Origin of the sequence: Nonomuraea sp. B10E15, from assembly GCF_039871615.1 — a bacterium.
Classification (GTDB): Bacteria; Actinomycetota; Actinomycetes; order Streptosporangiales; family Streptosporangiaceae; genus Nonomuraea.
Genome location: NZ_JBDPMB010000038.1, coordinates 36,917 through 59,963, shown reverse-complemented (window position 1 = coordinate 59,963; position 23,047 = coordinate 36,917). Strand labels below are relative to the sequence as shown.

Below are 23,047 nucleotides of genomic sequence, written 5' to 3'. Positions count from 1 at the left end.
ATCGACTGGCTAGACACCGACGATCATGAGGGGTCGCGTTCGTCATCTCCGCACCGGGGCACCCCTACTCGCCCACCCGGCTCAGGGGTACAGCAGTCTCACCAGTCGAGAACGCAACGGCCCTGCTTATGTAGACCGCGGGATGATCCGATGGCAACGGCGCTGACCGGTCAGGGCTTACCGGTCAGGGCTCACCGGTCGGGGCTCGGGGGCGGGGTCGTGTGGCGGGCGGGAAGCCGCCACCATTGGTCGCCGACGACGGGATGAACGGTATTCTTCACGTCTTTTCTCCCGATTCGTGTGGCGACGGCTATCTTGTCTTCCGTGTCGTACACGGTGCGGATGGTGGAGATCGACATTCCCGCCGCCTCCGCGAGCGCCCGCAGGCGGTACGGTTCCGGCCGTACGAATTCACGCGCATATGCCGTGATAAGTCGTATTTGTCGTTGTATCTCGCGCCTCTGTGCGGCGAGTTCCCCGAGCCGCGCCAGCACGGGATCCTCGGCCGGCGATGCTCCTGCCGCCATCATGAGCTCCCCGACCAGGGTGTTCCTCGCCTCGCTCGCGCTCCTCGCGCGTGCCGCGTAGTCGGCGGGCTTCTCGTCGTCGTCCTTGACCGGCTCGGGGATCAGCACCTTCGCGAGTTCCTCGGTGATTTCCTTCATGCGTGGCATCCTGCGGCAGGCCGTGCGGAAAATGCAAAAGCGTGCGGAAACTGCGGTGTCGCTTGAGTGCCTTGACGTGCTACGTCCCCACATCCGCGGAGAAGAATTCTCTACCTGCGGGCCGAACGTATGCCAGTTTGAGGAGAAAAAGCGCCATTACTCAGGCGAATCTTGTGCCACTCTCGTGAACGAAAACGAGCGACCTCTCTGATGTCCCAGAAAGGCCGCTCATCGCGGTGACGCTCCACATATGTCATGAAAGGAAACCGCTGTCGTGAGATTAACCAGACGGAGTCCTCAACGGGAAGAGCCCGCTCCGGCCCGCGAGCCGGAGCGCATCCCGCAACGCTGGGTGCTGATCCTGATCACCGCCTTGCTGGGCGGACTGACCGTCGGCGGCCTGTCCGGGTGGGCCGGGGCGGGAGTCGCCACGGCCCTCGGCCTCGTCGGGCTGCTGCACCGGATCATGAACTAGCCGCGTACGCCGCACAGCAGCCGGTTGTTGCCACGCTGCCAGAGCGTGCCGATCTCCGCGAAGCCCGCCTCTTCGAGGGCCTTGACGTGATCCGACAGGAGGCGGGACTCGGAGCCGCGGTGGTCGGCCCCGGCGGTGGTGCGGGCCGCGTTGAGCTCGGCGAGGGCGGGGTCGGCCTCGATCGCGTCCCACCAGGCCTGCCAGCCCTCCGGCCGGTTCTCGCCGAAGGTCCGTTCGGTCTCGCGCTCGTGCACGGCGTGCTCCAGGCGGGACAGCGCCGGCGTGGCGTCCTCGGTGTCCATGTGGTCGCCGTTGAGCAGCAGCCCGCCGGGACGCAGCACGGTCGCCAGCTCCGCGTAGACGTTCTTCAGCTCGGGGCTGGAGATCCAGTGCAGCGCCGTCGTGCTGACCGCGGCGTCGGCGGGCCCGTCGAGCTCGAGCGACTCCGTCCAGCCGGCTCTGCGCAAGTCCGCGGACACGAACCGCAACCCCGGGTACGCGGCCCGCCCCAGCCCGATCAGCAGCGGATCGGCGTCGACGCAGACGACCCGGGCCTCGGGCAGCCGCTCCAGCAGCCGCGCCGACAACGAGCCGGGGCCGCAGCCGAGGTCGATGACCACCGGGTCGGGCCGCCCCAGGGCCTCCACAACGTCGATCAGCACCGTGAACCGCTCCTCCCGGTCGGGAAGGTAACCCTCCTGCTGGCGGTCCCAGCGTGCCATCCACTCCATCGCGGCATCGTGGGTGAGCATGAACGTCTCCTTGTAACCGTCGTCTAGAATTTCAACGGTCACACGTTAACTCGCGAAGGTGTAACCGGTCAATTGGATTACAACAGTCACACGGATGGGGTGGTCCGGGTCACGGTGGCGCTCGTCAACGCCCTGACCTCCGGCGAGCGACGAGGCCGTCCCTGCCCCGCTCCAGCCGACCCCGCTGCCGCCGCGGTAGAGGCCCTCCGTACGGTCTATCCGGCGTACCGCGAGGTCACCGCCGGCGAGGGCGCCGCGCTGGCCGAGGTCGCGGCCCGCCTGCGCGAGGTCTTCGCCGCCGTCGCGGCGGACGACGTCGACACCGCGGCCGCGCGGGTCAACGCCCTGCTGGCGGAGACCGGCGCCCGGCCGGTGCTGGACAGGCACGACGGGGAGCCGTGGCACCTGCACTTCCACGGCCACCGTGACACCCTGGCGGACAGCTGGGCGGCGAGCTGCGCCACGGGACTGGCGATCGTGCTGGGCAGCGAGTTCGCCGACCGCCTCGGCGTCTGCACCGCGCCCCACTGCGACCGCGTCTATGTGGACGTGTCGCGCAACGGCACCCGCAGGTTCTGCTCCACGGCCTGCCAGAACCGCGTCAAGACGGCGGCCTTCAGGGCCAGGGGCAGATCGGGCTGAGGGGCGGCCCCCTGCTCCAGCTCCCCGGGGCGGCCGGGGAGCTGGAGCCCGTTCATCCGGAGGCCGGCCGTTCCGCCTCTTCGCGCGGCGCCGGATCGTACGCCGCGGGACCGTCGAGGACGCGCATGGCGGGCCTTCTCAATGATGGGACGCGCGGCCCGCCGCGATGGTTCACCTGTTATGTCTCGCTCCTGAAACGTTCCCACGCCGACTGCCGGGTCATGCCGAGCGACGTGCCGATGCGCTCCCAGCTGACGTCCCTGGTGCGCAGGTGCGCCACCCAGTCGCGCAGGTTGTCGTCGACCTGTGCCTGCACGGCGGCGATCTTGGGGAGATGGTCGAGGATCTGGTCGTCGGTCATGGACTCCCACAGGGGGAGTCGCGGCTCGGGTGACGGCTCGCGGCGGTCCTGCTCGAGGATGTCGTTGCACAGGCCGATGCACTCGTCGCAGATGTGCACGCCAGGGCCGGCGATGACCTTGAGCACGTCCGTGCTCTTCTTGTGGCAGAACGAGCAGCGGATCTTCTCTTTCCAGTCAGGCATGGCCTGACAGTAGTCCGTCAGGTGACGCCTGACAAGCCTGACCGGCGATCCAGTTCTACCTGCGCCCGGATGATGGCCTGCCGCTCCTCGGTGATCTTGGTGCAGATCGCCACGTACGCGTCCAGCACCTTGGCGTACGACCGGCGCGCCTGGGCGAGCTGCTCGCGAAGGGCGCGAACGCGGTCGGCGTGGCCGTGCCGCTCCGCCTCGGCTAGCAGCGTGCGGGCCTCGTCCACGATTTCCGCCGCCCGCATCCTCGTGCGGCGGAGCAGGGCCGAGCATTCGTGCAGCTCTCCCAGCCGAGCCGAGGAGACGATGGTCTCTGCGGCGTGCACGGCCGAATCGTGGCTCGTGCGCCTGCGGAGATCTGATGCCATGTCACGCCACCTCCCGGTCAAGGATGCCTAACTGTAGACGCGCAACCGAGCCGAGAGGATCACTGGCGCCGCCGGGGGGTGCCTCAATGCTCCCCGCGGAGAGGTTTCTTCCTCCCGGAGGGAAAACCTCGTCCCTGAACACGATTCGGCGCGGGACGATTGAGGCATTCGGCGGCCTTTACCGGCACCAATTGGAGAAATGCCGCGAACCTCCGGTGTAAGCAAAAGACGGGGTTCAAGACTCCGATCGCCCCCGCGCGCATGGCCGTTCGTCACATACTGAAACCGAATGGCGGCGCAACGTGAGGTAGTGGTGATGTCGGATACGGAGAACGGCGGCGACCCGGTCGACGTCAGCGTCGTCATCCCGGTGCACAACTGCCGGGCCTACCTCGACCGGTGCCTCACCTCGGCGCTCGTCCAGCGGGTGAAGAAGGAGCTGATCGTCGTCGACGACGGCTCCACCGACGGCAGCGGCGAGCTCCTCGACCTCTACGCCGCCTACCACCCGTCCAAGGTCAAGGTGGTCCACATCGAGGGCAGCGGCGGCGCGGGCCGGCCGCGCAACGTCGGGCTCGAGCACGCCACCGGCCGGTACGTCTTCTTCTGCGACGCCGACGACCACCTCGGCCCCGAGGCGCTGGAACGCATGGTCGCCATGGCCGACAGGAACGACTCCGACATCGTGCTCGGCAAGATCGTGGGGCACGGCCGGAGGGCGCCCGTGTCGATGTTCCAGCAGAGCGCCGACCGGGTGGAGCTCGGCGACAGCTGCGTCTACAACAGCCTGTGCTGTTTCAAGCTCTTCAGAAGGGACCTGCTCGATCGCCACCGGATCAGGTTCGGGGAGGGCATGCGCGTCGGCGAGGACATCCTCTTCACCGTCCACGCCTACTGCCACGCCGAGGTGATCTCCGTGGTGGCCGACTACGAGTGCTACCACCTGATGGCCAGGCCCGACGGCACCAGCATCATGCAGCAGGCGGGCAGCAGGGACCCGCTCGCCTGGCTGGCCATGATCAGGGAGCCGATGCGGATCATGACCGAGCACGTCGAGCCGGGCCCGCTCCGCGACCACCTGCTCCGCAGGCACTTCAGGCTCGACGTGTTCACCCAGCTCGGAGCCGTGTTCCTGGAAAGTGACGGCGTGCGCCGCAAGGACATCGCGCGCGAGGTGGCGGCGCTCTGCGACGAGTGGTACACGCCGGGCGTGCACGAGCGGCTCAACAGCGTCGACCGGCAGCGGGCGACCGCGCTCGACGACATCGACCGCCTCGTGCGCCTGGCCCGCATCGAGGGCGCCACCGTGCGGCGGCGGCTGACCGGGGTGTGCTGGGACGGCGACCATCTGGTGGTGACGGGCTCCGCCGGGCTGCACGGCATCGCCAGGGACCACGGTCTGGCCGTGGTGCTGCGCTCGCGGCACGACCCGGCCGCCGAGGTGGTCATCCCCGCCGAGCGCAAGGGCGGCGAGTTCACCGTGCGGGTGGACGTGTCCGCGCTCGCCTCCGGGATCTGGGACCTGCGGGTGGCGGTCGAGATCGAGGGCGCGCTGCGGTTCGGCCGGTTGGGCGCGGACCGCGAGACCGGGGTCAACCGGCCGATGCCCCGGATGATCGGCGGCGTCGTGGTCCTGCCCTACTTCACCAGGGACAACGGCAACCTCAGCATCGACGTCGGCGGCCACGTGGCCGCCGTGCCGGGCGGTGCCAGGCTCATCAGGACGCGGTGGGGTCTCGGGCAGCGGCTGCTGATCGACGGCGAGCTCAGCGTCGTCGACACCGCGCCCGCGGCCGCGGCGATCCGGCGGATCGTCTGGCGGGAGCGGCGCAGCGGGCGCGAGCGGGCCGAGCCGGTGACGGCGCTGCCCGGGGGCGGGTTCGCGGCCGGGCTGGCGGTGGGCCGGCTCCCTTCGGGCACCTGGGACGCGTACGTGGAGCTCGACCTGGGCGGGCCGGCCGCGCGGTTCAAGATCGAGGCGGGCGCGGGCACGGTCGTGGGACCGCGCAGGTGGTGGTGGGCGGCGCTGCTCAGGAGCGTGCGGCCGTACGCGACGCGGGGGCGGCTGAGCGCGGTGGTGCGGCGGCTGACGGCCCGGGCGGTCATCAGAAGAATCATTCGCTAATTGCCACCTATGTGCAGGTGCAATGCCATGTCCTAAAGTGGGGATGTTGGTCCCATCCCGTCCCGTTCCGGGAGGCAGAGGCGTGCACGTACCTGATGGCTTCTTCAACGCAGTGACGTCGATCTCGGCCGGAGTCGTGGCGGCCGCGGGGGTCGCGGTCTGCCTGCGGGGGGCACGGCGCGAGCTCGACGACAGGACCGCGCCCATGGCCGGGCTGGTCGCCGCGTTCGTCTTCGCCGTCCAGATGCTCAACTTCCCCGTCGCCGCGGGCACCAGCGGCCACCTGCTGGGCGGTGCGCTGGCGGCGATCCTCGTCGGGCCCTATACGGGCGTGTTGTGCATGGCCGTGGTCCTGCTCGTGCAGGGCGTGTTCTTCGCCGACGGAGGGCTGACGGCGCTCGGCGTCAACATCACGCTCATGGGCATCGTCACCGTGCTGGCCGGCTGGGGCGTCTTCAAGCTTGTCACGGGGCTGGCCAGGGGCCAGGTGGTGGTGGCCGCGTTCCTGGCCGCGCTGGTCTCCGTGCCGGTCTCCGCGCTGGCGTTCACGCTGCTGTTCTGGATCGGCGGGACCGCGCCGATCGACGTGGGCACGGTGGCCGCCGCGATGGGCGGCGTGCACCTGCTGATCGGCATCGGCGAGGGCCTGATCACCGCCGCGACCGTCGGCGCCGTGCTCGCCGTGCGGCCCGACCTCGTGTACGGCGCCGGCCGCCTGGCCAAGCCGCTGGTCCTGCGCGGAGCCGACGGCGGCACCACCGTGGGCGAGCCCGAGCCGGCCCCCGCGGCCCCTGGCGCGCTCAGGCCGTTCCTGCTGGGCGGCGCCGGCGTGACGCTCGTGCTGGCCGGGCTCGTGTCGTTCTTCGCCTCCTCCTCGCCCGACGGGCTGGAGGCGGTCGCCGAGGACAAGGGCTTCATCGACCAGGCGGCCGACCACCTGTTCGGCTCGTGGGCGCTGGCCGACTACGGTGAGGTGGGCGGCATCCCCGTCGGCGTCGGCCTGGTGCTGGTGCTCACCGGGGCGGTGGCCTACGCCGCGCGGAGCCGTAACCAGATCAGGGCGTGACGCATGGGGGCCGGGCATCATCACCAGCTCTATCGGCCAGGTGGCTCGGTGGTGCACCGGCTGCCGCCGCAGTGCAAGCTGCTGGCGGTCCTCGCCTTCGCCCTCGTCGTGGTGGCCACGCCGCGCGAGCGGTTCTGGGCCTTCGCCGTCTACGCGGCGCTGCTCGGCGGTGTCGCGCTGGCCGCGCGGGTGCCGGTGGCGCACCTGGCGCGGCGGATGGTGATCGAGGTGCCCTTCGTGCTGTTCGCCCTCCTCATTCCGGTCATCGGGCTGGGCGAGCGGATCACCGTGCTGGGGCTCTCGCTGAGCGTGCCCGGGCTCTGGGCGGCCTGGAACATCCTGGCCAAGGCGACGCTCGGCGTGGCCGCCTCGGTCCTGCTGGCGACCACCACCGAGCCGCGGGAGGTGCTGATCGGGGCGCAGCGGCTCAGGTTGCCGAGCCTGCTGGTGCAGATCGCCATGTTCATGCTGAGATACCTCGACGTGATCATGGATGAGATGCGGCGGATGCGGGTGGCGCGGGAGTCTCGCGGGTTCGAGGCGCGTAATTTCCGGCAGATCCCGGTGGTCGCCCGATCTGCCGGGGCGCTGTTCATCCGGTCGTACGAACGGGGGGAGCGAGTGCATCTCGCGATGCTCAGCCGGGGATACTCGGGGCGGATGCCGATGATTCGTGATATTTCGGCATCTGTAGGCCAGTGGGGTACGGCGCTCGCCCTGCCCGCCGCGGCCCTCGCAGTGTTGGGACTGTCCTTGTGAACTCTCTGGAAGTCAGGCAGCTCGCCTATGCCTACCCCGACGGCACGCAGGCGTTGTTCGGCGTCGACCTGTCGATCGCCCGCGGCGAGCGGGTGGCCCTGCTCGGCCCGAACGGCGCCGGCAAGACCACGCTCGTCATGCACCTCAACGGCATTCTCACCGCCGGTCACGGCAGCGTCACCGTGGCGGGCACCCCCGTACGCAAGGACACCCTCGCCGAGGTCAGGCAGCGCGTCGGCCTGGTCTTCCAGGACCCGGACGACCAGCTCTTCATGCCCACGGTCAGGGACGACGTGGCCTTCGGCCCGGCGAACGCGGGCCTGCGGGGCGAGGACCTCGACCGCGTGGTCGAGGACGCGCTCGCGCGGGTCGGCATGCTGGACGCCGCCGACCGGCCGCCGCACCACCTGTCGTTCGGGCAACGGCGCAGGGTGGCGGTCGCGACGGTGCTCGCCATGGAGCCGGAGATCCTCGTGCTCGACGAGCCCTCGTCCAACCTCGACCCGGCCGCCCGCAGGGAGCTGGCGGAGATCCTGCGCTCCCTGGACGTGACGGTGCTCATGGTCACGCACGACCTGCCGTACGCGCTGGAGTTGTGCGAGCGCGCGCTCATTCTCTCCGACGGGGTGATCGCCGCCGACGGCCCCACGCGTGCGCTGCTCTCCGACGCCGAACTGCTGGCCAGGCACCGCCTGGAGCTCCCGTACGGCTTCGCCGTCCCTGTCATGTGAGCTGGTTTGACGGGCGAAGCCCGCCTGCATCCGGCTCTTCGTAGTTTGTGCATGCCCGGTCTCCGGGGATGTCGAAGTACAGTGGCTCATCGAGGAGGGGCCAAATGAAGCTGCGGCTTGCACGACACGCCCTTGGTGACGCCGTGGTGGTGGCCGTTGAGGGTGAGCTCGACTTGTTCACCGCGCCGTTTCTGCGCGATGAGGTGCGTGACGCCATCAAACAGGACGGCGCCAGGCTCGTGCTCGACCTGCAGCAGCTGTCGTTCATGGATTCGAGCGGTCTGTCGGTGCTGATCGAGGCATGGCGGCTGGCGACGGGGGAGGGCGGTGGCGTGTCCCTCGCGGCGCCGCAGGCACCGGTGGCGCGCATCCTCCGCACGACCGGCCTCGACCGGCGGATCAAGGTGTACGCCGACGTCGACACGGCTGTGGGAGCTATTTAGCGGCCCCGAGTAGAACTTCATTCGGTCGGCGCGTTAGGGTCCGGGATATGGACGTGAACGGATCTGCAGCAATCATCTCCGGCGGCGCCAGCGGCCTCGGCGAGGCCACCGCCCGCGAGCTGGCCCGGGCCGGCGCGACCGTGGTCGTCGCCGACCTCAACGAGGAGCGCGGCAAGGCCGTCGCCGACGAGATCGGCGGCGTCTTCGCCAGGACAGACGTGTCGGACGACGCCCAGGTGCAGGCGGCCGTGGACGCCGCCGTGGCGACCGGCAAGCCGCTGCGCGTCATCGTCAACAGCGCAGGCATCGGCTGGGCGGAGCGCACGGTCAACCGCGAAGGCAACCCGCACAACCCGGCCTCCTACCGCAAGGTCATCGAGGTCAACCTGATCGGCACGTTCAACCTCATGCGCATCGGCGCCGCCGCCGTCGCCAAGACCGAGCCGGCCGACGCCGACGGGCAGCGCGGCGTAGTGATCAACACGGCCTCCGTGGCGGCGCTTGAGGGACAGACCGGGCAGCTGGCGTACTCCGCCTCCAAGGGCGGCATCGTGGGCATGACGGTGCCCGCCGCGCGCGACCTGGCGGCGATCGGCGTACGCGTCAACACGATCTGCCCCGGCATCATCGACACGCCCATCTACGGCTTCAACGACAACGCCGAGGCGTTCAAGGCCAAGCTGGTGGCGCCGGTGGTGTTCCCCAAGCGCATGGGCCAGGCCGGCGAGTTCGCGCACCTCGTGCGGTCGCTGATCGAGAACGACTACATGAACGCCGAGGTCATCCGCTTCGACGGCGGCATCCGCTTCCAGCCCAAGTAACCCCGTCGGAAGGGTTGTCATGTCTGACGAAGTGCTCGTCGAGGAGTCCGGGAACGTCGCGATCCTCACGATCAACCGGCCGAAGGCGCGCAACGCCGTCAACGGGGCGGTGGCGCGGGGGATCGCGGCGGCCCTGGACGAGCTGGACACCCGTCCTGAAATTTCGGCGTACGTGCTGACCGGTGCCGGTGGCACCTTCTGCGCCGGGATGGACCTGAAGGGGTTCCTGTCCGGTGACTTTCCCGTGGTTGAGGGGCGCGGGTTCGGCGGGCTGACCGAGTCGCCGCCGAAGAAGCCGCTGGTGGCCGCGGTCGAGGGCTACGCGCTCGCGGGCGGGTTCGAGATGGCGCTGGCGTGCGACGTCATCGTGGCGTCGTCGGCGGCCACGTTCGGGCTGCCCGAGCCCAGGCGCGGGCTGGTCGCCGGCGCGGGCGGCATCATGCGCCTGCCCCGCAGGATCCCCTACCACGTGGCCATGGAGATCGCCCTGACCGGCGACCACTACCCGGCCTCCCGCCTGTACGAGCTCGGCCTGGTCAACCGCGTCACCGAGCCCGGCGCGGCGCTGGAGGGCGCGCTCGAGCTCGCCGGCAAGATCGCCGGCAACGCCCCGCTGGCACTCGCCGCGACCAAGCAGGTGATCATCGAGTCGCAGGACTGGTCGCGCGAGGAGATGTTCAAGAAGCAGGGCGCGATCATCAACCCGGTGTTCGGCTCGAAGGACGCCATGGAGGGCGCCGCCGCCTTCGCGGAGAAGCGCGCGCCCCGGTGGAAGGGCGAATAGCCGCGCCCCTCCCGCTCCCCCCCGGGGGCGGGAGGGGCCTCTTCAACGCGCGCGTAGCTCTTCCTGGTTACGGTAAAGGAAGAGGGCAACGACTCCGGGAGAGGCGCATGAGCGACTATTCGGGTTCACGGTTCGATTCGGCCAGACGCGGCGCCGGCGCTCTCCTGTCCGGGGCGCTGAGCATGCTGATCATCATGGTCGCCCTGCTCGCCGCGATGTGGATCCTCGAGGGCGTCGACGTCGTCCTCAACGGCTCGCTCGACCAGTACGGCATCGTCGGCTGGGACCCTGACGGCCTGGTCGGCATCCTGCTCGCGCCGTTCCTGCACGGCGGCTTCGGCCACCTCATGGCCAACTCACTGCCCCTGCTGATCCTTGGCTTCCTGGCCGGGCTGCGCGACGTTCGCAAGTTCCTCTGGGCCAGCCTGCTGATCATCCTGATCGGCGGCCTGGGCACCTGGGTGACCAGCCCCGGCGTGGTCACGATCGGGGCCAGCGGCCTGGTGTTCGGCTATTTCGGATTCATCCTGGCCCGCGGCGTGTTCGACCGCAGGCTGCTCGACCTCGCCATCGCGATCGGCGTGGGCGTCGCCTACTGGGGCATCCTGGCCGGCCTGCTGCCCAACCAGCCGGGCATCTCCTGGCAGGGCCACCTGTTCGGGCTGATCGGCGGCGTGGTGGCCGCCTGGGTGCTGCGCCGCAAGCGCGAGATCGCCGCGAGCCCTTACTGACGCGACCGCCCTCCTGCCGGACGAGCAGGCAGGAGGGCGGTCGCGGCGCCGGCTAGAGGCGCTCGACGACGTGGTCGACGCAGACCGTCAGCGCCTCGATGTCGGCCGGGTCGATGGCCGGGAACATCGCGATGCGCAGCTGGTTGCGGCCGAGCTTGCGGTAGGGCTCGGTGTCGACGATGCCGTTGGCGCGCAGCACCTTGGCCACGGCGGCGGCGTCGACGTCGTCGGAGAAGTCGATCGTGCCGACCACCTGTGAGCGGAACTCGGGGGCGGCGAACGGCGTGGCGTAGGACGACTTCTCCGCCCACGTGTAGAGACGCGAGCTGGAGTCGGCCGTGCGGGCGGTGGTCCAGGCCAGTCCGCCGTTGCCGTTCATCCAGTCGAGCTGCTCGGCCAGCAGGAACAGCGTGGCCACGGCCGGGGTGTTGTAGGTCTGGTCCTTCGCGGAGTTGTCGATCGCGACCGGCAGGCTGAAGAACTCCGGCACGTAGCGGCCGGAGGCGGCGATCTCCTCGACCCTGGCCAGGGCGCGCGGCGACATGATCGCGATCCACAGGCCGCCGTCGGAGGCGAAGCTCTTCTGCGGCGCGAAGTAGTAGACGTCGGTCTCGGCGAGGTCGACGGGCAGGCCGCCGGCACCCGAGGTGGCGTCGACCAGCACCAGCGCGTCGCCGGAGCCCACGCGCTCGATCGGCATCGCGACGCCGGTCGAGGTCTCGTTGTGGGTGAGCGCGTAGGCGTCGACGCCGTCCTCGGCGACCGCGGCGGGGTGGGCGCCGACCTCGGAGGTGATGACGCTCGGCTCGCCCAGCCAGGGCGCCTTCTTCGTGACGGCGGCGAACTTGGAGGAGAACTCGCCGAACGACAGGTGTTGTGACCGGTCGCGGATCAGCCCGAAGGCGGCGATGTCCCAGAACGCGGTGGTGCCGCCGTTGCCGAGCACGACCTGGTAGCCCTCGGGCAGCGAGAACAGGTCGGCGAGCCCGGAGCGCACGCGGCCGACGAGGCCCTTGACCGGCTTCTGGCGGTGGGAGGTGCCCATGAGGCTCGCGCCGGAGGCCGCGAGCGCGGCCAGCTGCTCGGTGCGAACCTTCGAAGGCCCGCAGCCGAAGCGGCCGTCGGCGGGCTTGATGTCAGCGGGAATCACGATGTCAGCCACGTACTGGAGCCTACCGAGCGCCGGAGAATGCCCTGGACCGGGGCCCGGCATCTGAGACATGATGAACCCCCTTCATTGATCGTTCGTTGGCTGAGCACGACGGCGGCACCGGCTGGAGGAGCGCCCAGATGGCCGATCTGCGCAGTGTCATCGAGAGGTTGATCCGCCGGCGTGCGCTCCTGCGCGCCGATCCGCCCCTGCCGACCGTGCTGGTGGTCGGCGAGCAGGCGCTCGCGGCGGTCGACCGGCTCGCCAAGCCGTTCGAGACCGCCGTCCCCTACGCCCGCGTCGCGGACGGCGCGCACGAGTCGGTGCTCGACCTGGTGAGCTCGCTGGCGGGCGACGAGGACCACACCGGCAAGGCCCGGACCGACCGTGGCCGCCTGGGCAAGCCGGTGGGCGGGTCGCTGCTGCCGCCGCCGCGCTTCCCGCTCGCGCAGTTCGTGTTGTGGGCGCGGGACAGGCCGGACGGCCGCGTCCCCGACCCGCAGTCGCACAGCGACTACCAGGCCTACAAGAAGCGGCTGAAGGACTGGCGGCGCGGCATGGCCGGTGGTGGCGGCGACGACGTCAAGACGTCGGCCGACTTCCTGGCGCGCGCCGCCACGACCTGGGTGCCGGTGGGCACCCTGGCCGTCTGGTGGGCCGGTGGCGCCGCCGACCTGGTCGGGGTCATCCCCTGGCTGCTCGGCCTCCTGGTGGCCCTGGGCGGCACCGCGGCACAGGGCATGTTGTCGATCAGAGGCTCGCTCTTCACCGGGTGGTTCAGCAGCGAGCCGAGCCTGAAGAGGCGGCGGTTCGAGCGGCTGCCCCAATACGCGCTGCGCCTGGCGGCCGCGCCGGACGACGACATCGAGGAGTTGCTGGTCCACGCCCTGATGCAGGACCTGCACGAGGCGTACAAGAAGTGGATCATTCCGTGGCCGAGCTGGGGGAGAGGCCAGTACTGCCTCCTGGTCCTCCAGATCACCGATCCCGGGGGCACCAACGCGCGGTTCCTGCGGCTGATGGAGGAGATCACCAAGAAGACCGGCCTGTTCGTGCCGATGCTCGTGCTGGCGGCCGTGCCCGGCGGCGTGCCCCCGGCGCAGGCGGCGCCGAAGCCGCTGCGCGACCTGGAGAAGGCGGTCGCGCAGTGGCGTAACGCGGCCAGGCTGGGCGTTCCCGAGCTGCGGCTGACCGTCGAGGCGACGGCCGTGCCCGCGGAGCCGCAGGACGATCCGTCGCCGCCGCGCCGCAGGCGGGCCATGGCCTACTGGACGGTGATGGCGCTGCTGGTGGTCGTTCCGCTCTCACTCGTTTACGCGATCCAGCGCGACAGGGCCGGGCACTGCGGCGGCCTGCCGTGGGTCGAGCGGATCGAGGAGGAATGCGTCGGCATCGTCAACGCGACGAGGGACACGCCCGAGACCCTGTTCGACGGCGACGTGAAAACGCTGATCAAGAAGATCGACGAGAACAACCGCTACGCGATCGACTCCGGCCGGTACATCAGCGTGGTCCTGTTCGGAGAGTTCTCGATCAAGAAGACGGCGCAGGACGACACCCGGCTCGCCGCCGCGGTCTCCGAGCTCGCCGCGGTCGAGGAATACCAGCGTACGGTCACCAGCACCCCCCGGTTACGCGTGCTGATCGCGAACGCGGGCGACAACTTCGACCACGGGCGCAGGACGGCCCAGCTCATCATCGACATGGCCGCGCGGGACCGGCACGTGATGGGGGTGGTCGGCCTGCCGCGCAGCGTGGCCGGCATCAGCGAGGCGATCAGGGAGCTGCACCTGGCGAAGATCCCGATGGTGTCGAGCACGGCGACGGCGGACCGGTTCGGCTACATCGGCAACCCCGGGCTGCCCGACCAGCCGGGCGAGCCCTCCCCCTACTACTTCCAGGTGGGGCCGACCAACGTCCGCCAGGCGGCGTTCGGCGCCCGGTTCGCCCGGCGGACCCTCCTGAAGGGCGTGGCCGAACCGGCCGCGGTCATCGTCGAGGACCGCTCGCAGGGCGACGTGTACACCCTGAACCTGGCGGACGACTTCGAGAAGGCCCTGACGGACGAGGGCGCCGACGTGGAGCGGATCTCGTACACGGTCCAGCAGGGCGGCATCTCCTCGGCGGCGGGGAAGGCGTGCGCGCTCGACCCCGACGTCCTCGTCTACGCCGGGCGGGCGTCCGAGTTCCGCGCCTTCCTGACGGCCGTCGAGGGCAACGCCTGCGGGGAGGTGAAGGTGATCGCGGGCGACGACGTCGTCAAGGTGGTGTCCGACCACGGCGACGAGATCGCCAACACGAAGCAGGCCGAGGTCTACTACCTGGCGCTGGCGCACAGGGCGTTGTGGCCGCGCTCGTCGGCCACCGCGTTCGTCAGCAAGCTGCAGGACAAGGGGCACCCGACGGCCTCCGACGACAACCTCATCCTCACGTACGACGCCGCCGACGTGGTCTACCGCGCCGCCAACGCCGCCTACCAGGCGGCCGGCATGGCCGGAGGGGAGGGGGATCTGGCGCTGCCGAGCCGGGGCGACATCCTCTACCGGCTGGCCAGGACGTCGGGCAACGCCTCATGGGCCGGATCGGGTGGGGTGGTGGGATTCGACCTCACGGAGCGGCACACGCCCATCGACAAGGCCATCGCGATCATGAAGGTGGAGAAGTCGGAATGGGGCTACAGCCGCCCCGTGAAGCGCTGCGGCCGGCTGGACACGAACGAACCGCCCACGAAGGACCCCCTGTGCGTGGACCTGCCGGACAAGTGACCTGGCGTACGGCTGCCGCAGTCCGCGCGGCAGCCGTACGGACCGTGGTCAGTAGTTGCCGACCACCTCGTCGGCGCCCGGCACGTCGCTGAGTGGGCGCGACGAGGGCCCCGTGTAGGTTGCGCTCGGGCGGACGAGCCTGCCCGTCTTCTTCTGCTCCAGGATGTGCGCGGCCCAGCCGGCCGTGCGGGCGCAGGTGAACATCGAGGTGAACATGTGGGAGGGCACCTCGGCGAAGTCCAGCACCACGGCCGCCCAATATTCCACGTTGGTGGCGAGCACCCGGTCGGGCTTGCGTGCGTGCAGCTCGTCGAGCGCGGCCTGCTCCAGCGCCACGGCGACCTCGTAGCGGGGGGCGTCCAGCTCCTGGGCGGTGCGGCGCAGCACGCGGGCGCGCGGGTCCTCGGCGCGGTAGACGCGGTGGCCGAAGCCCATGAGCCGGTTGCCCTTGTCGAGCTCGCTCTGGACGTACTTCTTGGCGTCGCCGAGCTGCTCGACGCCCTCGATCATGTGCAGCACGCGGGCCGGGGCGCCGCCGTGCAGCGGGCCCGACATGGCGCCGACCGCGCCGGAGAGCGCGGCGGCTACGTCGGCGCCGGTGGAGGCGATGACGCGGGCGGTGAACGTGGAAGCGTTCATGCCGTGCTCGGCCGCCGAGGTCCAGTAAGCGTCGATGGCCTTGACGTGCTTGGGGTCAGGCTCACCGCGCCAGCGGATCATGAAACGCTCGACGATGGTCTTGGCCTCGTCCACCCGGCTCTGCGGCACCATCGGCAGGCCCAGGCCGCGCGCGGACTGCGCGACGAAGGAGAGCGCCATCACGGAGGCGCGGGCGAGCTGGTCGCGTGCCTCCTGGTCGCTGACGTCGAGCAGAGGCTTGAAGCCGTATGCGGGAGCCAGCATGGCCAGCGCGCTCTGCACGTCGACGCGGATGTCACCCGAGTGGACGGGAATGGGATAGGGCTCCGCCGGCGGCAGGCCCGGCTGGAACTGGTTGTCGACCAGCAGGCCCCAAACGTGTCCGAACGGGACACGGCCCACCAGGTCCTCGATGTCGACGCCCCGGTAACGAAGGGCGCCCCCTTCTTTGTCCGGTTCCGCGATCTCGGTCTCGAAAGCCACGACGCCTTCGAGGCCGGGTTTGAAGTCGGACATGCTTGGCCGCCTCCCTTTCTTGCCATGTCACGGCAATGCTCTGCTTACGGTCGTGGCCGCTTCGGGGCTCGTCGGCTTCGTGGCCTCGCTCTCCCGCCCCGAGCTCCACCGCTCTGTTGATGTCGAGATACCGGCGGGTCAATTTAACCCCCTCCCAGCTCACGGTCGGTCTCGGGACCCGCCGTAAGGCCAAAGCCGCTGGTGGGAGGGTCGGGTGGGATCCTCAGGAGGAGCGCGCAAGAATATCGTCCTGTGGATGCCACCCCGCGCCCGCCCGTGCTGGCTGGGCTACGCCGCACGTACGAAGGCGAGCCGCTGCTCGAGTCCGATGTCGCGCCCGACCCGACCGCGCAGTTCACGGTCTGGTTCCAGGACGCGCTCGACGCCGGGCTGCCCGAGCCCAACGCGATGGTCCTGGCCACCGCCTCCGCGGGCGGCCGGCCGAGCGCCAGGACGGTCCTGCTGAAGGGCTACGACGAACGCGGATTCGTCTTCTACACCAACTACGAGTCCCGCAAGGGCCGCGACCTGGACGAGAACGCCCGCGCGTCCCTGCTCTTCCCCTGGCATCCCATACGCCGCCAGGTGCGGGTCGAGGGCACCGTGACCCGCATCCCGCACGAGGAGTCGGCCGCATATTTCCGGTCCCGCCCGTACGGCTCGCGCATCGGCGCCTGGGCCTCGCGGCAGTCCGCGGTCGTACGCTCCAGGGAGGAACTGGACGCCCGCTACGAGGAGCTGGCGGCACGCTGGCCGGAGGATCCGCCGGTGCCCGACTTCTGGGGAGGTTTCCGGGTGGTCCCGGTGGAGGTGGAGTTCTGGCAGGGGCAGCTCGACCGGATGCACGACCGGCTCCGCTACCGTCGCACGCCACCCGGATGGGTTCTGGAGAGACTGGCCCCTTAAAGTGCCCTAAGTGGCATTCGGGGAGCTGGTCAAACGTCATGTGGTGGACACCCGGCCGCTGGGCGTGCCGGCCTACCGGCGGATCTGGTTCGGCCAGGCCGTCTCGCACGTCGGCGTAGGCGCCACCGTCGTGGCCGTCGGCCAGCAGGTGTGGGAGCTGACCCACTCCTCGTTTTACGTGGGGCTGCTCGGCATGGCCAACCTCGTGCCGCTGATCGTCTTCGGCCTGTGGGGCGGGGCGGTGGCCGACGCCGTCGACCGGCGCAAGCTGCTCATCGTCGGCTCGGTCATCGCCTGGGCGGCGACCCTGCTCATCCTCGTGCAGGCGCTGCTCGACCTGCGCGACATCTGGCTCGTCTTCGCCGCCGTCGCGCTCAACGCCACCGGGTTCGCGATCACCGGACCGACCAGGGGCGCGATCATCCCCCGGATCCTCGACCGCGAGCTGGTGCCGGCCGCCAACGCGCTCAACTCGCTGGTGTTCAGCATCGGCGCCGTGGTGGGCCCGATGGTCGGCGCGGTGGTGCTGGCGTCGGGAGGTTACGCCGCGGCGTACGCGGTCGACGCCCTGCTGTTCTCGGGGAGCCTCTACGCGGCGCTCAGGCTGCCCTCACTGCCTCCGCTGGGCGAAGGACCCGTCCGGGTGCCAGGGCCGTCCTGGAGGGCCTCAGCTTCATCGCCAGGAGCCCGGTGCTGCTGATGTCGTTCGTCGTCGACATCATCGCGATGGTGTTCGCCATGCCGCGGGCCCTCTTCCCCGAGTTGACCGCCGACCGGTTCGGCGGCTCCATGATCGCGCTGGGCTGGATGACCTCGGCCATGGCCATCGGGTCCGTCGCGGGCGCGCTGTTCTCCGGCTGGGTGGGCCGGGTCTCGCGGCAGGGGGTGGCCCTCGTCGTCGTCATCGCCGTGTGGGGGCTGGCCGTCGCGGCCGCAGGCCTCGTGCACGAGCTCTGGCTCGTGGTCACGTTCATGGCCGTCGGAGGGGTGGCCGACGTGATCTCGTCGGTGTGGCGGCAGTCCATCCTGCAGCTGTACGCGCCCGACGAGATGCGGGGGCGGCTGCAGGGCGCCTTCATGGTGGTGGTGGCCGGCGGGCCGCGTTTGGGCGACCTGCGGGCAGGGGCCACCGCGACGGCGTTCGGGCTGAGCGGCGCCTGGGTGGGCGGCGGCATCGCCTGCATGGTGACCGTGCTGGTCGTCGGGCTGTCGGTGGCGGGCTTCAGGAACTTCCGCGCCCAGCAGACCGCCCAGCAGACCGCCCAGGACACCGGCAAGGCGGCGCCGGGCACCGACCAGACGGCGCCGGAAACCGGCTAGGCGGATCACGGGGACCGGTCAGGTGGCCAGGACGCGGGTCAGGCGAACCGGGGGCCGCCAGGCGGCTCAGGACGCGGGTCAGGCGGCGGCGGCCGCGGCCCGCAGGTCCGCCAGGAATCCCTCGTACGCGTCGTCCCTGTCGGGCGCGCGCAGCACCGCCGACGGATGGACGGTGGCCACCGCGAGCGCGTCGCCGAGCGGCACCGGCTCGCCCCGGTGCCTGGTCACCCGGAACTCCCGCCCCAGCAGCGCCCTGGCCGCCGTCGCGCCGAGCACCACGACGACCCTGGGGCGTACCACGGCCAGCTCGGCGTCGAGCCACGGCCGGCACGCGTCGATCTCGGCGGCCGTCGGCTTCTGGTGGATCCGCCGCTTGCCCCTCGGGGTGAAGGAGAAGTGTTTGACGGCGTTGGTGAGGTAGACGGATTCCCGCTCGATCCCGGCTTCCTGCAGCCCTCTGTCCAGGACGCGGCCCGCCGGGCCCACGAACGGGTGCCCCTGCCGGTCCTCCTGGTCGCCCGGCTGCTCGCCGACCAGCATGAACGCCGCCCGCCTCGGCCCTTCGCCGAACACGGTCTGGGTGGCGGCTCGGTGGAGGTCGCAGCCCTCGCAGCGGGCAGCGGCCCCGCGCAGGGCGTCGAGGTCGAGGTGCTCGGGAAGGAACCGGGCCGCTCCGGTGTTGCCGTCCATAACCATCGTCGGTCGTTCTCCCAATAGGCTTCTCGTGACTCCTGTGCCCGCTGCGGACGGGCCCAGTCCCCGCCACGACCGGCGTAGCATTCAGTTGGGAGGACTGCCTTGACCGCACACGGCCTTATCGACACCACGGAGATGTATCTCCGCACGATTTACGAGCTCGAGGAGGAGGGCATCGTCCCGCTCCGTGCCCGCATCGCGGAGCGCCTCCAGCAGAGCGGCCCCACCGTGAGCCAGACCGTCGCGCGCATGGAGCGTGACGGCCTCGTTCGCGTCGAGGGCGACCGGCACCTGTCCATGACCGAGCTGGGGCGCACGCTGGCCACCCGGGTGATGCGCAAGCACCGCCTCGCCGAGTGCCTGCTCACCCAGGTGATCGGGCTCCCGTGGGAAGAGGTGCACATCGAGGCGTGCCGCTGGGAGCACGTCATGTCGGAGTCGGTGGAGTCGCGCCTGGTGACGCTGCTCGACAACCCCACGGTCTGCCCGCACGGCAACCCCATCCCCGGGCTCGGCGAGCTGGGCGCCAGGGAGGCGGCCGAGTCCGGCGACACCGCGCTCACCACGATGTGCGATGTCGCGGGGGCCAGGGAGACGCCCGTCGTCATCCGCCGAATTAGCGAACAAGTGCAAAGCGATCCCGCTGTGATGCTTAAACTCAAGCAAGTTGGGATACAACCCGGACGCGAGGTGACGCTCGCGGCGAGCGACGATGGTGTGCGGGTGACAGGTGACGGTGACAGTGACGACACTCCCGCGGAGCTTCCGCGTGATGTCGCCGCGCACGTTTTTGTCTCCAAGCGCTGACGCGCGCGCGGCTGCTTGGTTGAATCCCATCTGGGAGGCCCTCCACTCTCCCCTGGCCAAGACTGTTGCAGGAGCGCCCGTGGTCCGCTTTGCAGACACGCCACCCCGAGAGGTGGTCGCCGGATGAAGCGATGGGGGGATCTGTCACAGGAAGCGGCTGATCACCTTGGCGCCGGGTCCGTGCTCGACCACGCCGAGATGGCGGTGGTCGTCACCGACCGTTTCAGCAACCTGCTCTACTGGAACCCGTTCGCCGAGAAGCTCTTCGGCCACACGGTCGCGACGTCGGCGCGCGACACCTCGGTCCTGTCGCTCGGGATCATGGAGAAGGACCACCCGCTCGCCATCGAGCTGGCCAAGCACGTGCTCAAGGGCGGTGTGTGGGAGGGCACGTTCGACGTCAGGCGCGGCGACGGCGCCATCGTCTACGTCCGCGCCCAGGCCGTGCCGCTGCGCCACGAGTCGGGCTCGGTGTCGGGCATCGTCATCCTCGCCCGCGAGGCGCTGCGCAGCAACGAGCGCGAGAAGGACCGGTTCGGGCTGCTGGAGCGCATCGGCGAGCGGCTGGCCGGCTCCCTCTACGTCGAAGAGACGCTCAAGCGCGTGGCCGAGATGCTGGTCCCGCAGTTCGCCGACCACTGCTTCATCGAGTTGACGGAGGGCGACCGGCTCGTCCGCCGGGTCTCGCAGCACGTGCAGGGGTGGGCGCCTCCGTTGGGCACATGGAAGCCGGTGGGCGCGGAGATCCGCTACCCCTCCGGCCACTACGCCGACACCGCGCTGCGCCGCCAGGAGACCATCCTGGTCGAGGACTTCTCCAACAGCAGTTTCCCCGCCCCCACCGAGAGCAGCGCGCGGTTGTGCGGCGAGATCGGCATGACCTCGGCCATCGTCGCCCCCCTGACGGTGCGCGGCGAGACGCTGGGGCTGATGTACCTCGGCCTGTCCAACCTGACCGACCGGCGCAGCCCTCACTACGACGCCTTCGACCGTGACTTCGTGGGCGCCATCGCCACCAGGGTCGCGCTCGCGATCGACAACGCGCTGCTGTTCGAGGAGGAGCGTCACACCGCGGAGTCGTTCCAGAAACACCTGCTGCCCAGGGCGCTGCCGCAGCTCGACGGCCTGCAGATCGCGGTGCGCTACTACCCTGCCGCCCCGCTGGCCTCCCACGGGCAGGGCATCCAGACCCAGGTGGGCGGCGACTGGTACGACGTGATCCCGCTGTCGGCCGGCCGCGTCGGCATCGTGATCGGCGACGTCGAGGGCAGGGGAGCCAAGGCGGCGGCCGTCATGGGGCAGCTCAGGGCCGCCCTGCGGGCGTTCGCGCAGGACGACAAGTCGCCCGCCGACATCCTGGCCAGGCTCGACGAGTGGACGCGCATCATCGCCACGCCGGAGCAGGACGACAGCGGCGCCGACATCAGCATCCCGCCCATCGTGACCTGCCAGTACCTCGTCTACGACGCCTGGTCGCGCCAGCTGTCCTTCGCCAACGCCGGCCACGCGCCGCCGCTGCTGCTCGTCGACGGCCAGTGCGTGGAGCTCGACATCGAGGAGGTCGGCCAGCCGCTCGGGGTGCGCGCCAAGGGCCTGCACGCCGACCTGGTCTACAAGGAGGAGACCCGCACGCTCCCGCCGGGCGCGGCGCTGCTCCTCTACACCGACGGCCTCGTCGACCGCCGCCCCAGCCGCGACGGGCATCCGCCGAGCGAGGAGGAAACGCTCGGGGTGCTCTGCGAGGCGCTGACCAAGGTGTCCGGAGCCGAGGCCGAGCGCATCGCCGACGTCGCCACGGTCGCGGTGCCGGGCGAGATCGACGACGACATGGCGATCCTCGTGGTCCGCTCCAGCGACGTCGATCTCGACGTCGAGGAGCGCACGTTCCCCGCCCAGCCCATCATGGTGGGCGATGCGCGGCGCATGGCGTCGGAGGCGTTCGCGGGCTGGAACGTCCCCGAAGAACGCGCTGAGCTGGCCTGCCTGCTCGTCTCCGAGGTCGTGACCAACGTCGTGCTGCACGCCGCCACCTCCAGCGTGCCGCGCAGGGAGCTGGTCGTGGAGGGCCCGCCGCTGCCGTTCGAGGAGTCGTGGGACGTGCCGGGCCTCGATGACGAGGTGGTCGGCGACAAGGAGTTCACGCTGCGGCTGCGCAGGGGCGAGGAGTCGGTCTGGGTCGAGGTGTTCGACCAGGACCTCCGCCTGCCCCGCATCCGCAGCGCGGGCGAGAACGACGAGGGCGGGCGCGGCCTTTACCTGGTCGATCAGCTGGCCAGACGCTGGGGGTCGCGACCTACCAGGGAAGGCAAAGCCGTCTGGTTCGAGATTCCCACGCGCAGCAGGTGAGTGATTCACTGGGTGAATGGAGCTGGCCTTCGAACGCCGGGGCGCCGGCGCGCCGCTGATCCTCGTCCACGGCATCGGTCACCACTGGCAGGCGTGGACGCCGGTGATCGACAGGCTGGCCGCCGCCCGCACGGTGATCGCGCTCGACCTGCCCGGCTTCGGCGCCTCGCCGGGACTGCCCGAGGGCATCCCCTACACCGCCGAGTCGCTGGCCGACGCGGTCGAGTCGTTCTGTTCGCTGCTCGGCGTGCGCGAGCCGCACGTGGCGGGCAACTCGCTCGGCGGCTACATCGCGCTCGAGCTGGCCTCGCGCGGCGTCGTACGCACGGCCACCGCGTTGTCGCCGGCGGGTTTCTGGTCGCGTTCCGAGCTGGTCTACTGCCAGTCGGTGCTGCGCGCCCTGCGGGCCTCGGCCAGGGCGATGCCGCAGGGGCAGGTCGTCAGGGCGGCGGAGAACCCGGTGTTGCGGGCCGTGTCGGCCGGGGTGCTGGTCGCCCACCCGTCCCGGCTGTCGCCGACGGCGCTGATCGCGGCCACGCAGGCGCTGGGCAGGGCCGGCGGCTTCGACGAGACGCTCGCGTCGTTCTCCGGGCTGATGCCGCCCGCGCCGCCGAAGTCGCCCATCTCGATCGCGTGGGGCGAGCACGACCGGCTCCTGCTGCGCCGCCAGGCGGTGCGGGCGGCCCGCTGGTCGGGGCAGCGGGTCAAGCTGCTGAAGGGGTGCGGCCACGTGCCGATGAGCGACGACCCCGACCTCGTGGCCCGCGTCATCCTGGAGGCGTAGCGAACTACACCTTGGTCTGGCCCCAGACGAGCAGCATGGCGATGATGAAGACGATCATGACACCGGCGTAGCCGACCGGCCCCATGCGGAACGCCCGGCGCACGCGGTTGAGGCCCCACGCGGCCAGCAGTGCGAGGAAAACCAGGAGGATCAGGCCGCCGTCCATGCCGTCCAGTATGCGGCGTTGGCGGGCTTCCCGCGCG

General features: G+C 70.5%; 25 protein-coding genes. 17 read left to right on the top strand and 8 right to left on the bottom strand.

The annotated features are described in order from the left end of the window. Positions 1–191 precede the first annotated feature (191 nt). Positions 192–665 (bottom strand): hypothetical protein, encoded by a 474-nt coding sequence (locus ABGB14_RS47965; protein WP_347650565.1) that lies wholly within the window; start codon positions 663–665, stop codon positions 192–194. A gap of 274 nt (positions 666–939) precedes the next feature. Between ABGB14_RS47965 and ABGB14_RS47960 the strand changes: the two genes are divergently transcribed. Further along, a complete protein-coding gene (locus ABGB14_RS47960) occupies positions 940–1,140 on the top strand; it encodes a hypothetical protein (protein ID WP_347650564.1) in 201 nt (66 codons plus the stop codon). On the opposite strand, the gene ABGB14_RS47955 is transcribed toward ABGB14_RS47960, so the two are convergent. Further along, the gene (locus ABGB14_RS47955; RefSeq protein WP_347650563.1) at positions 1,137–1,892 is read right to left on the bottom strand and encodes a class I SAM-dependent methyltransferase; all 756 of its coding nucleotides are present in this window, start codon (positions 1,890–1,892) and stop codon (positions 1,137–1,139) included. The two genes, ABGB14_RS47960 and ABGB14_RS47955, sit on opposite strands and share 4 nt — an antisense overlap. A gap of 72 nt (positions 1,893–1,964) precedes the next feature. Here ABGB14_RS47955 and ABGB14_RS47950 point away from each other — a divergent pair, with 72 nt between their 5' ends. Beyond that, a complete protein-coding gene (locus ABGB14_RS47950; protein ID WP_347650562.1) occupies positions 1,965–2,534 on the top strand; it encodes a CGNR zinc finger domain-containing protein in 570 nt (189 codons plus the stop codon). Between the two features lie 178 nt (positions 2,535–2,712). Here the strand turns inward: ABGB14_RS47950 and ABGB14_RS47945 are convergent, their stop codons facing one another. Together ABGB14_RS47945 and ABGB14_RS47940 are read right to left on the bottom strand one after the other, a co-directional pair. Beyond that, positions 2,713–3,078, bottom strand: a complete 366-nt coding sequence (locus ABGB14_RS47945; protein WP_347650561.1) for a ClpX C4-type zinc finger protein — start codon at positions 3,076–3,078, stop codon at positions 2,713–2,715. Positions 3,079–3,095: 17 nt separating this feature from the next. Further along, complete coding sequence (locus ABGB14_RS47940; protein WP_347650560.1) at positions 3,096–3,455, bottom strand: hypothetical protein; 360 nt, start codon at positions 3,453–3,455, stop codon at positions 3,096–3,098. Between the two features lie 316 nt (positions 3,456–3,771). Between ABGB14_RS47940 and ABGB14_RS47935 the strand changes: the two genes are divergently transcribed. The 8 genes from ABGB14_RS47935 (at position 3,772) to ABGB14_RS47900 (ending at position 10,915) form a co-directional block, all read left to right on the top strand. Beyond that, complete coding sequence (locus tag ABGB14_RS47935; protein WP_347650559.1) at positions 3,772–5,580, top strand: glycosyltransferase family 2 protein; 1,809 nt, start codon at positions 3,772–3,774, stop codon at positions 5,578–5,580. 82 nt (positions 5,581–5,662) lie between these two features. After that, entirely contained in the window at positions 5,663–6,646 is a 984-nt protein-coding gene (locus tag ABGB14_RS47930) for an energy-coupling factor ABC transporter permease (RefSeq protein WP_347650558.1), read from the top strand. Between the two features lie 48 nt (positions 6,647–6,694). Beyond that, a complete protein-coding gene (gene cbiQ / locus ABGB14_RS47925; RefSeq protein WP_347650557.1) occupies positions 6,695–7,405 on the top strand; it encodes a cobalt ECF transporter T component CbiQ in 711 nt (236 codons plus the stop codon). After that, the gene (locus ABGB14_RS47920) at positions 7,402–8,136 is read left to right on the top strand and encodes an ABC transporter ATP-binding protein (RefSeq protein ID WP_347650556.1); all 735 of its coding nucleotides are present in this window, start codon (positions 7,402–7,404) and stop codon (positions 8,134–8,136) included. Before cbiQ ends, ABGB14_RS47920 begins: the two co-directional genes overlap by 4 nt. Positions 8,137–8,240: 104 nt before the next feature. Beyond that, complete coding sequence (locus ABGB14_RS47915) at positions 8,241–8,579, top strand: STAS domain-containing protein (RefSeq protein ID WP_347616849.1); 339 nt, start codon at positions 8,241–8,243, stop codon at positions 8,577–8,579. 47 nt (positions 8,580–8,626) lie between these two features. Beyond that, a complete protein-coding gene (locus ABGB14_RS47910) occupies positions 8,627–9,400 on the top strand; it encodes an SDR family NAD(P)-dependent oxidoreductase (protein ID WP_347650555.1) in 774 nt (257 codons plus the stop codon). Between the two features lie 19 nt (positions 9,401–9,419). Then, complete coding sequence (locus ABGB14_RS47905; RefSeq protein ID WP_347650554.1) at positions 9,420–10,184, top strand: crotonase/enoyl-CoA hydratase family protein; 765 nt, start codon at positions 9,420–9,422, stop codon at positions 10,182–10,184. A gap of 107 nt (positions 10,185–10,291) precedes the next feature. After that, on the top strand, positions 10,292–10,915 hold the full coding sequence (locus ABGB14_RS47900) for a rhomboid family intramembrane serine protease (RefSeq protein WP_347650553.1): 624 nt from the start codon (positions 10,292–10,294) through the stop codon (positions 10,913–10,915). A 52-nt stretch (positions 10,916–10,967) separates the two neighbouring features. Here the strand turns inward: ABGB14_RS47900 and serC are convergent, their stop codons facing one another. Continuing rightward, positions 10,968–12,077, bottom strand: a complete 1,110-nt coding sequence (gene serC / locus ABGB14_RS47895) for a phosphoserine transaminase (protein WP_347650552.1) — start codon at positions 12,075–12,077, stop codon at positions 10,968–10,970. Between the two features lie 86 nt (positions 12,078–12,163). On the opposite strand from serC, the gene ABGB14_RS47890 reads away from it, so the two are divergent. Next, positions 12,164–14,830 (top strand): hypothetical protein, encoded by a 2,667-nt coding sequence (locus ABGB14_RS47890; protein ID WP_347650551.1) that lies wholly within the window; start codon positions 12,164–12,166, stop codon positions 14,828–14,830. 48 nt (positions 14,831–14,878) lie between these two features. Here ABGB14_RS47890 and ABGB14_RS47885 read toward each other — a convergent pair whose 3' ends face one another. Next, on the bottom strand, positions 14,879–15,985 hold the full coding sequence (locus ABGB14_RS47885; RefSeq protein ID WP_347650550.1) for a citrate synthase 2: 1,107 nt from the start codon (positions 15,983–15,985) through the stop codon (positions 14,879–14,881). 252 nt (positions 15,986–16,237) lie between these two features. Here ABGB14_RS47885 and pdxH point away from each other — a divergent pair, with 252 nt between their 5' ends. Genes pdxH through ABGB14_RS47870 form a run of 3 tightly spaced genes read left to right on the top strand, consistent with a single transcriptional unit; the run spans position 16,238 to position 18,211 of the window. Beyond that, complete coding sequence (pdxH, locus tag ABGB14_RS47880) at positions 16,238–16,891, top strand: pyridoxamine 5'-phosphate oxidase (protein WP_347650549.1); 654 nt, start codon at positions 16,238–16,240, stop codon at positions 16,889–16,891. 10 nt (positions 16,892–16,901) lie between these two features. Further along, positions 16,902–17,591, top strand: coding sequence for an MFS transporter (locus tag ABGB14_RS47875; protein WP_347650548.1), 690 nt, complete (start codon positions 16,902–16,904; stop codon positions 17,589–17,591). After that, a complete protein-coding gene (locus ABGB14_RS47870) occupies positions 17,591–18,211 on the top strand; it encodes an MFS transporter (RefSeq protein ID WP_347650567.1) in 621 nt (206 codons plus the stop codon). Before ABGB14_RS47875 ends, ABGB14_RS47870 begins: the two co-directional genes overlap by 1 nt. Positions 18,212–18,289: 78 nt before the next feature. Here ABGB14_RS47870 and ABGB14_RS47865 read toward each other — a convergent pair whose 3' ends face one another. Then, a complete protein-coding gene (locus ABGB14_RS47865; RefSeq protein WP_347650547.1) occupies positions 18,290–18,901 on the bottom strand; it encodes a UdgX family uracil-DNA binding protein in 612 nt (203 codons plus the stop codon). 108 nt (positions 18,902–19,009) lie between these two features. Here ABGB14_RS47865 and ABGB14_RS47860 point away from each other — a divergent pair, with 108 nt between their 5' ends. From ABGB14_RS47860 to ABGB14_RS47850, 3 genes are all read left to right on the top strand, one after another. Next, a complete protein-coding gene (locus tag ABGB14_RS47860) occupies positions 19,010–19,714 on the top strand; it encodes a metal-dependent transcriptional regulator (RefSeq protein ID WP_347650546.1) in 705 nt (234 codons plus the stop codon). A 123-nt stretch (positions 19,715–19,837) separates the two neighbouring features. Further along, complete coding sequence (locus ABGB14_RS47855; RefSeq protein ID WP_347650545.1) at positions 19,838–22,060, top strand: SpoIIE family protein phosphatase; 2,223 nt, start codon at positions 19,838–19,840, stop codon at positions 22,058–22,060. 16 nt (positions 22,061–22,076) lie between these two features. Then, complete coding sequence (locus ABGB14_RS47850) at positions 22,077–22,844, top strand: alpha/beta fold hydrolase (protein ID WP_347650544.1); 768 nt, start codon at positions 22,077–22,079, stop codon at positions 22,842–22,844. Positions 22,845–22,848: 4 nt separating this feature from the next. Here ABGB14_RS47850 and ABGB14_RS47845 read toward each other — a convergent pair whose 3' ends face one another. Continuing rightward, a complete protein-coding gene (locus ABGB14_RS47845) occupies positions 22,849–23,010 on the bottom strand; it encodes a hypothetical protein (protein ID WP_347650543.1) in 162 nt (53 codons plus the stop codon). Positions 23,011–23,047 lie beyond the last annotated feature (37 nt).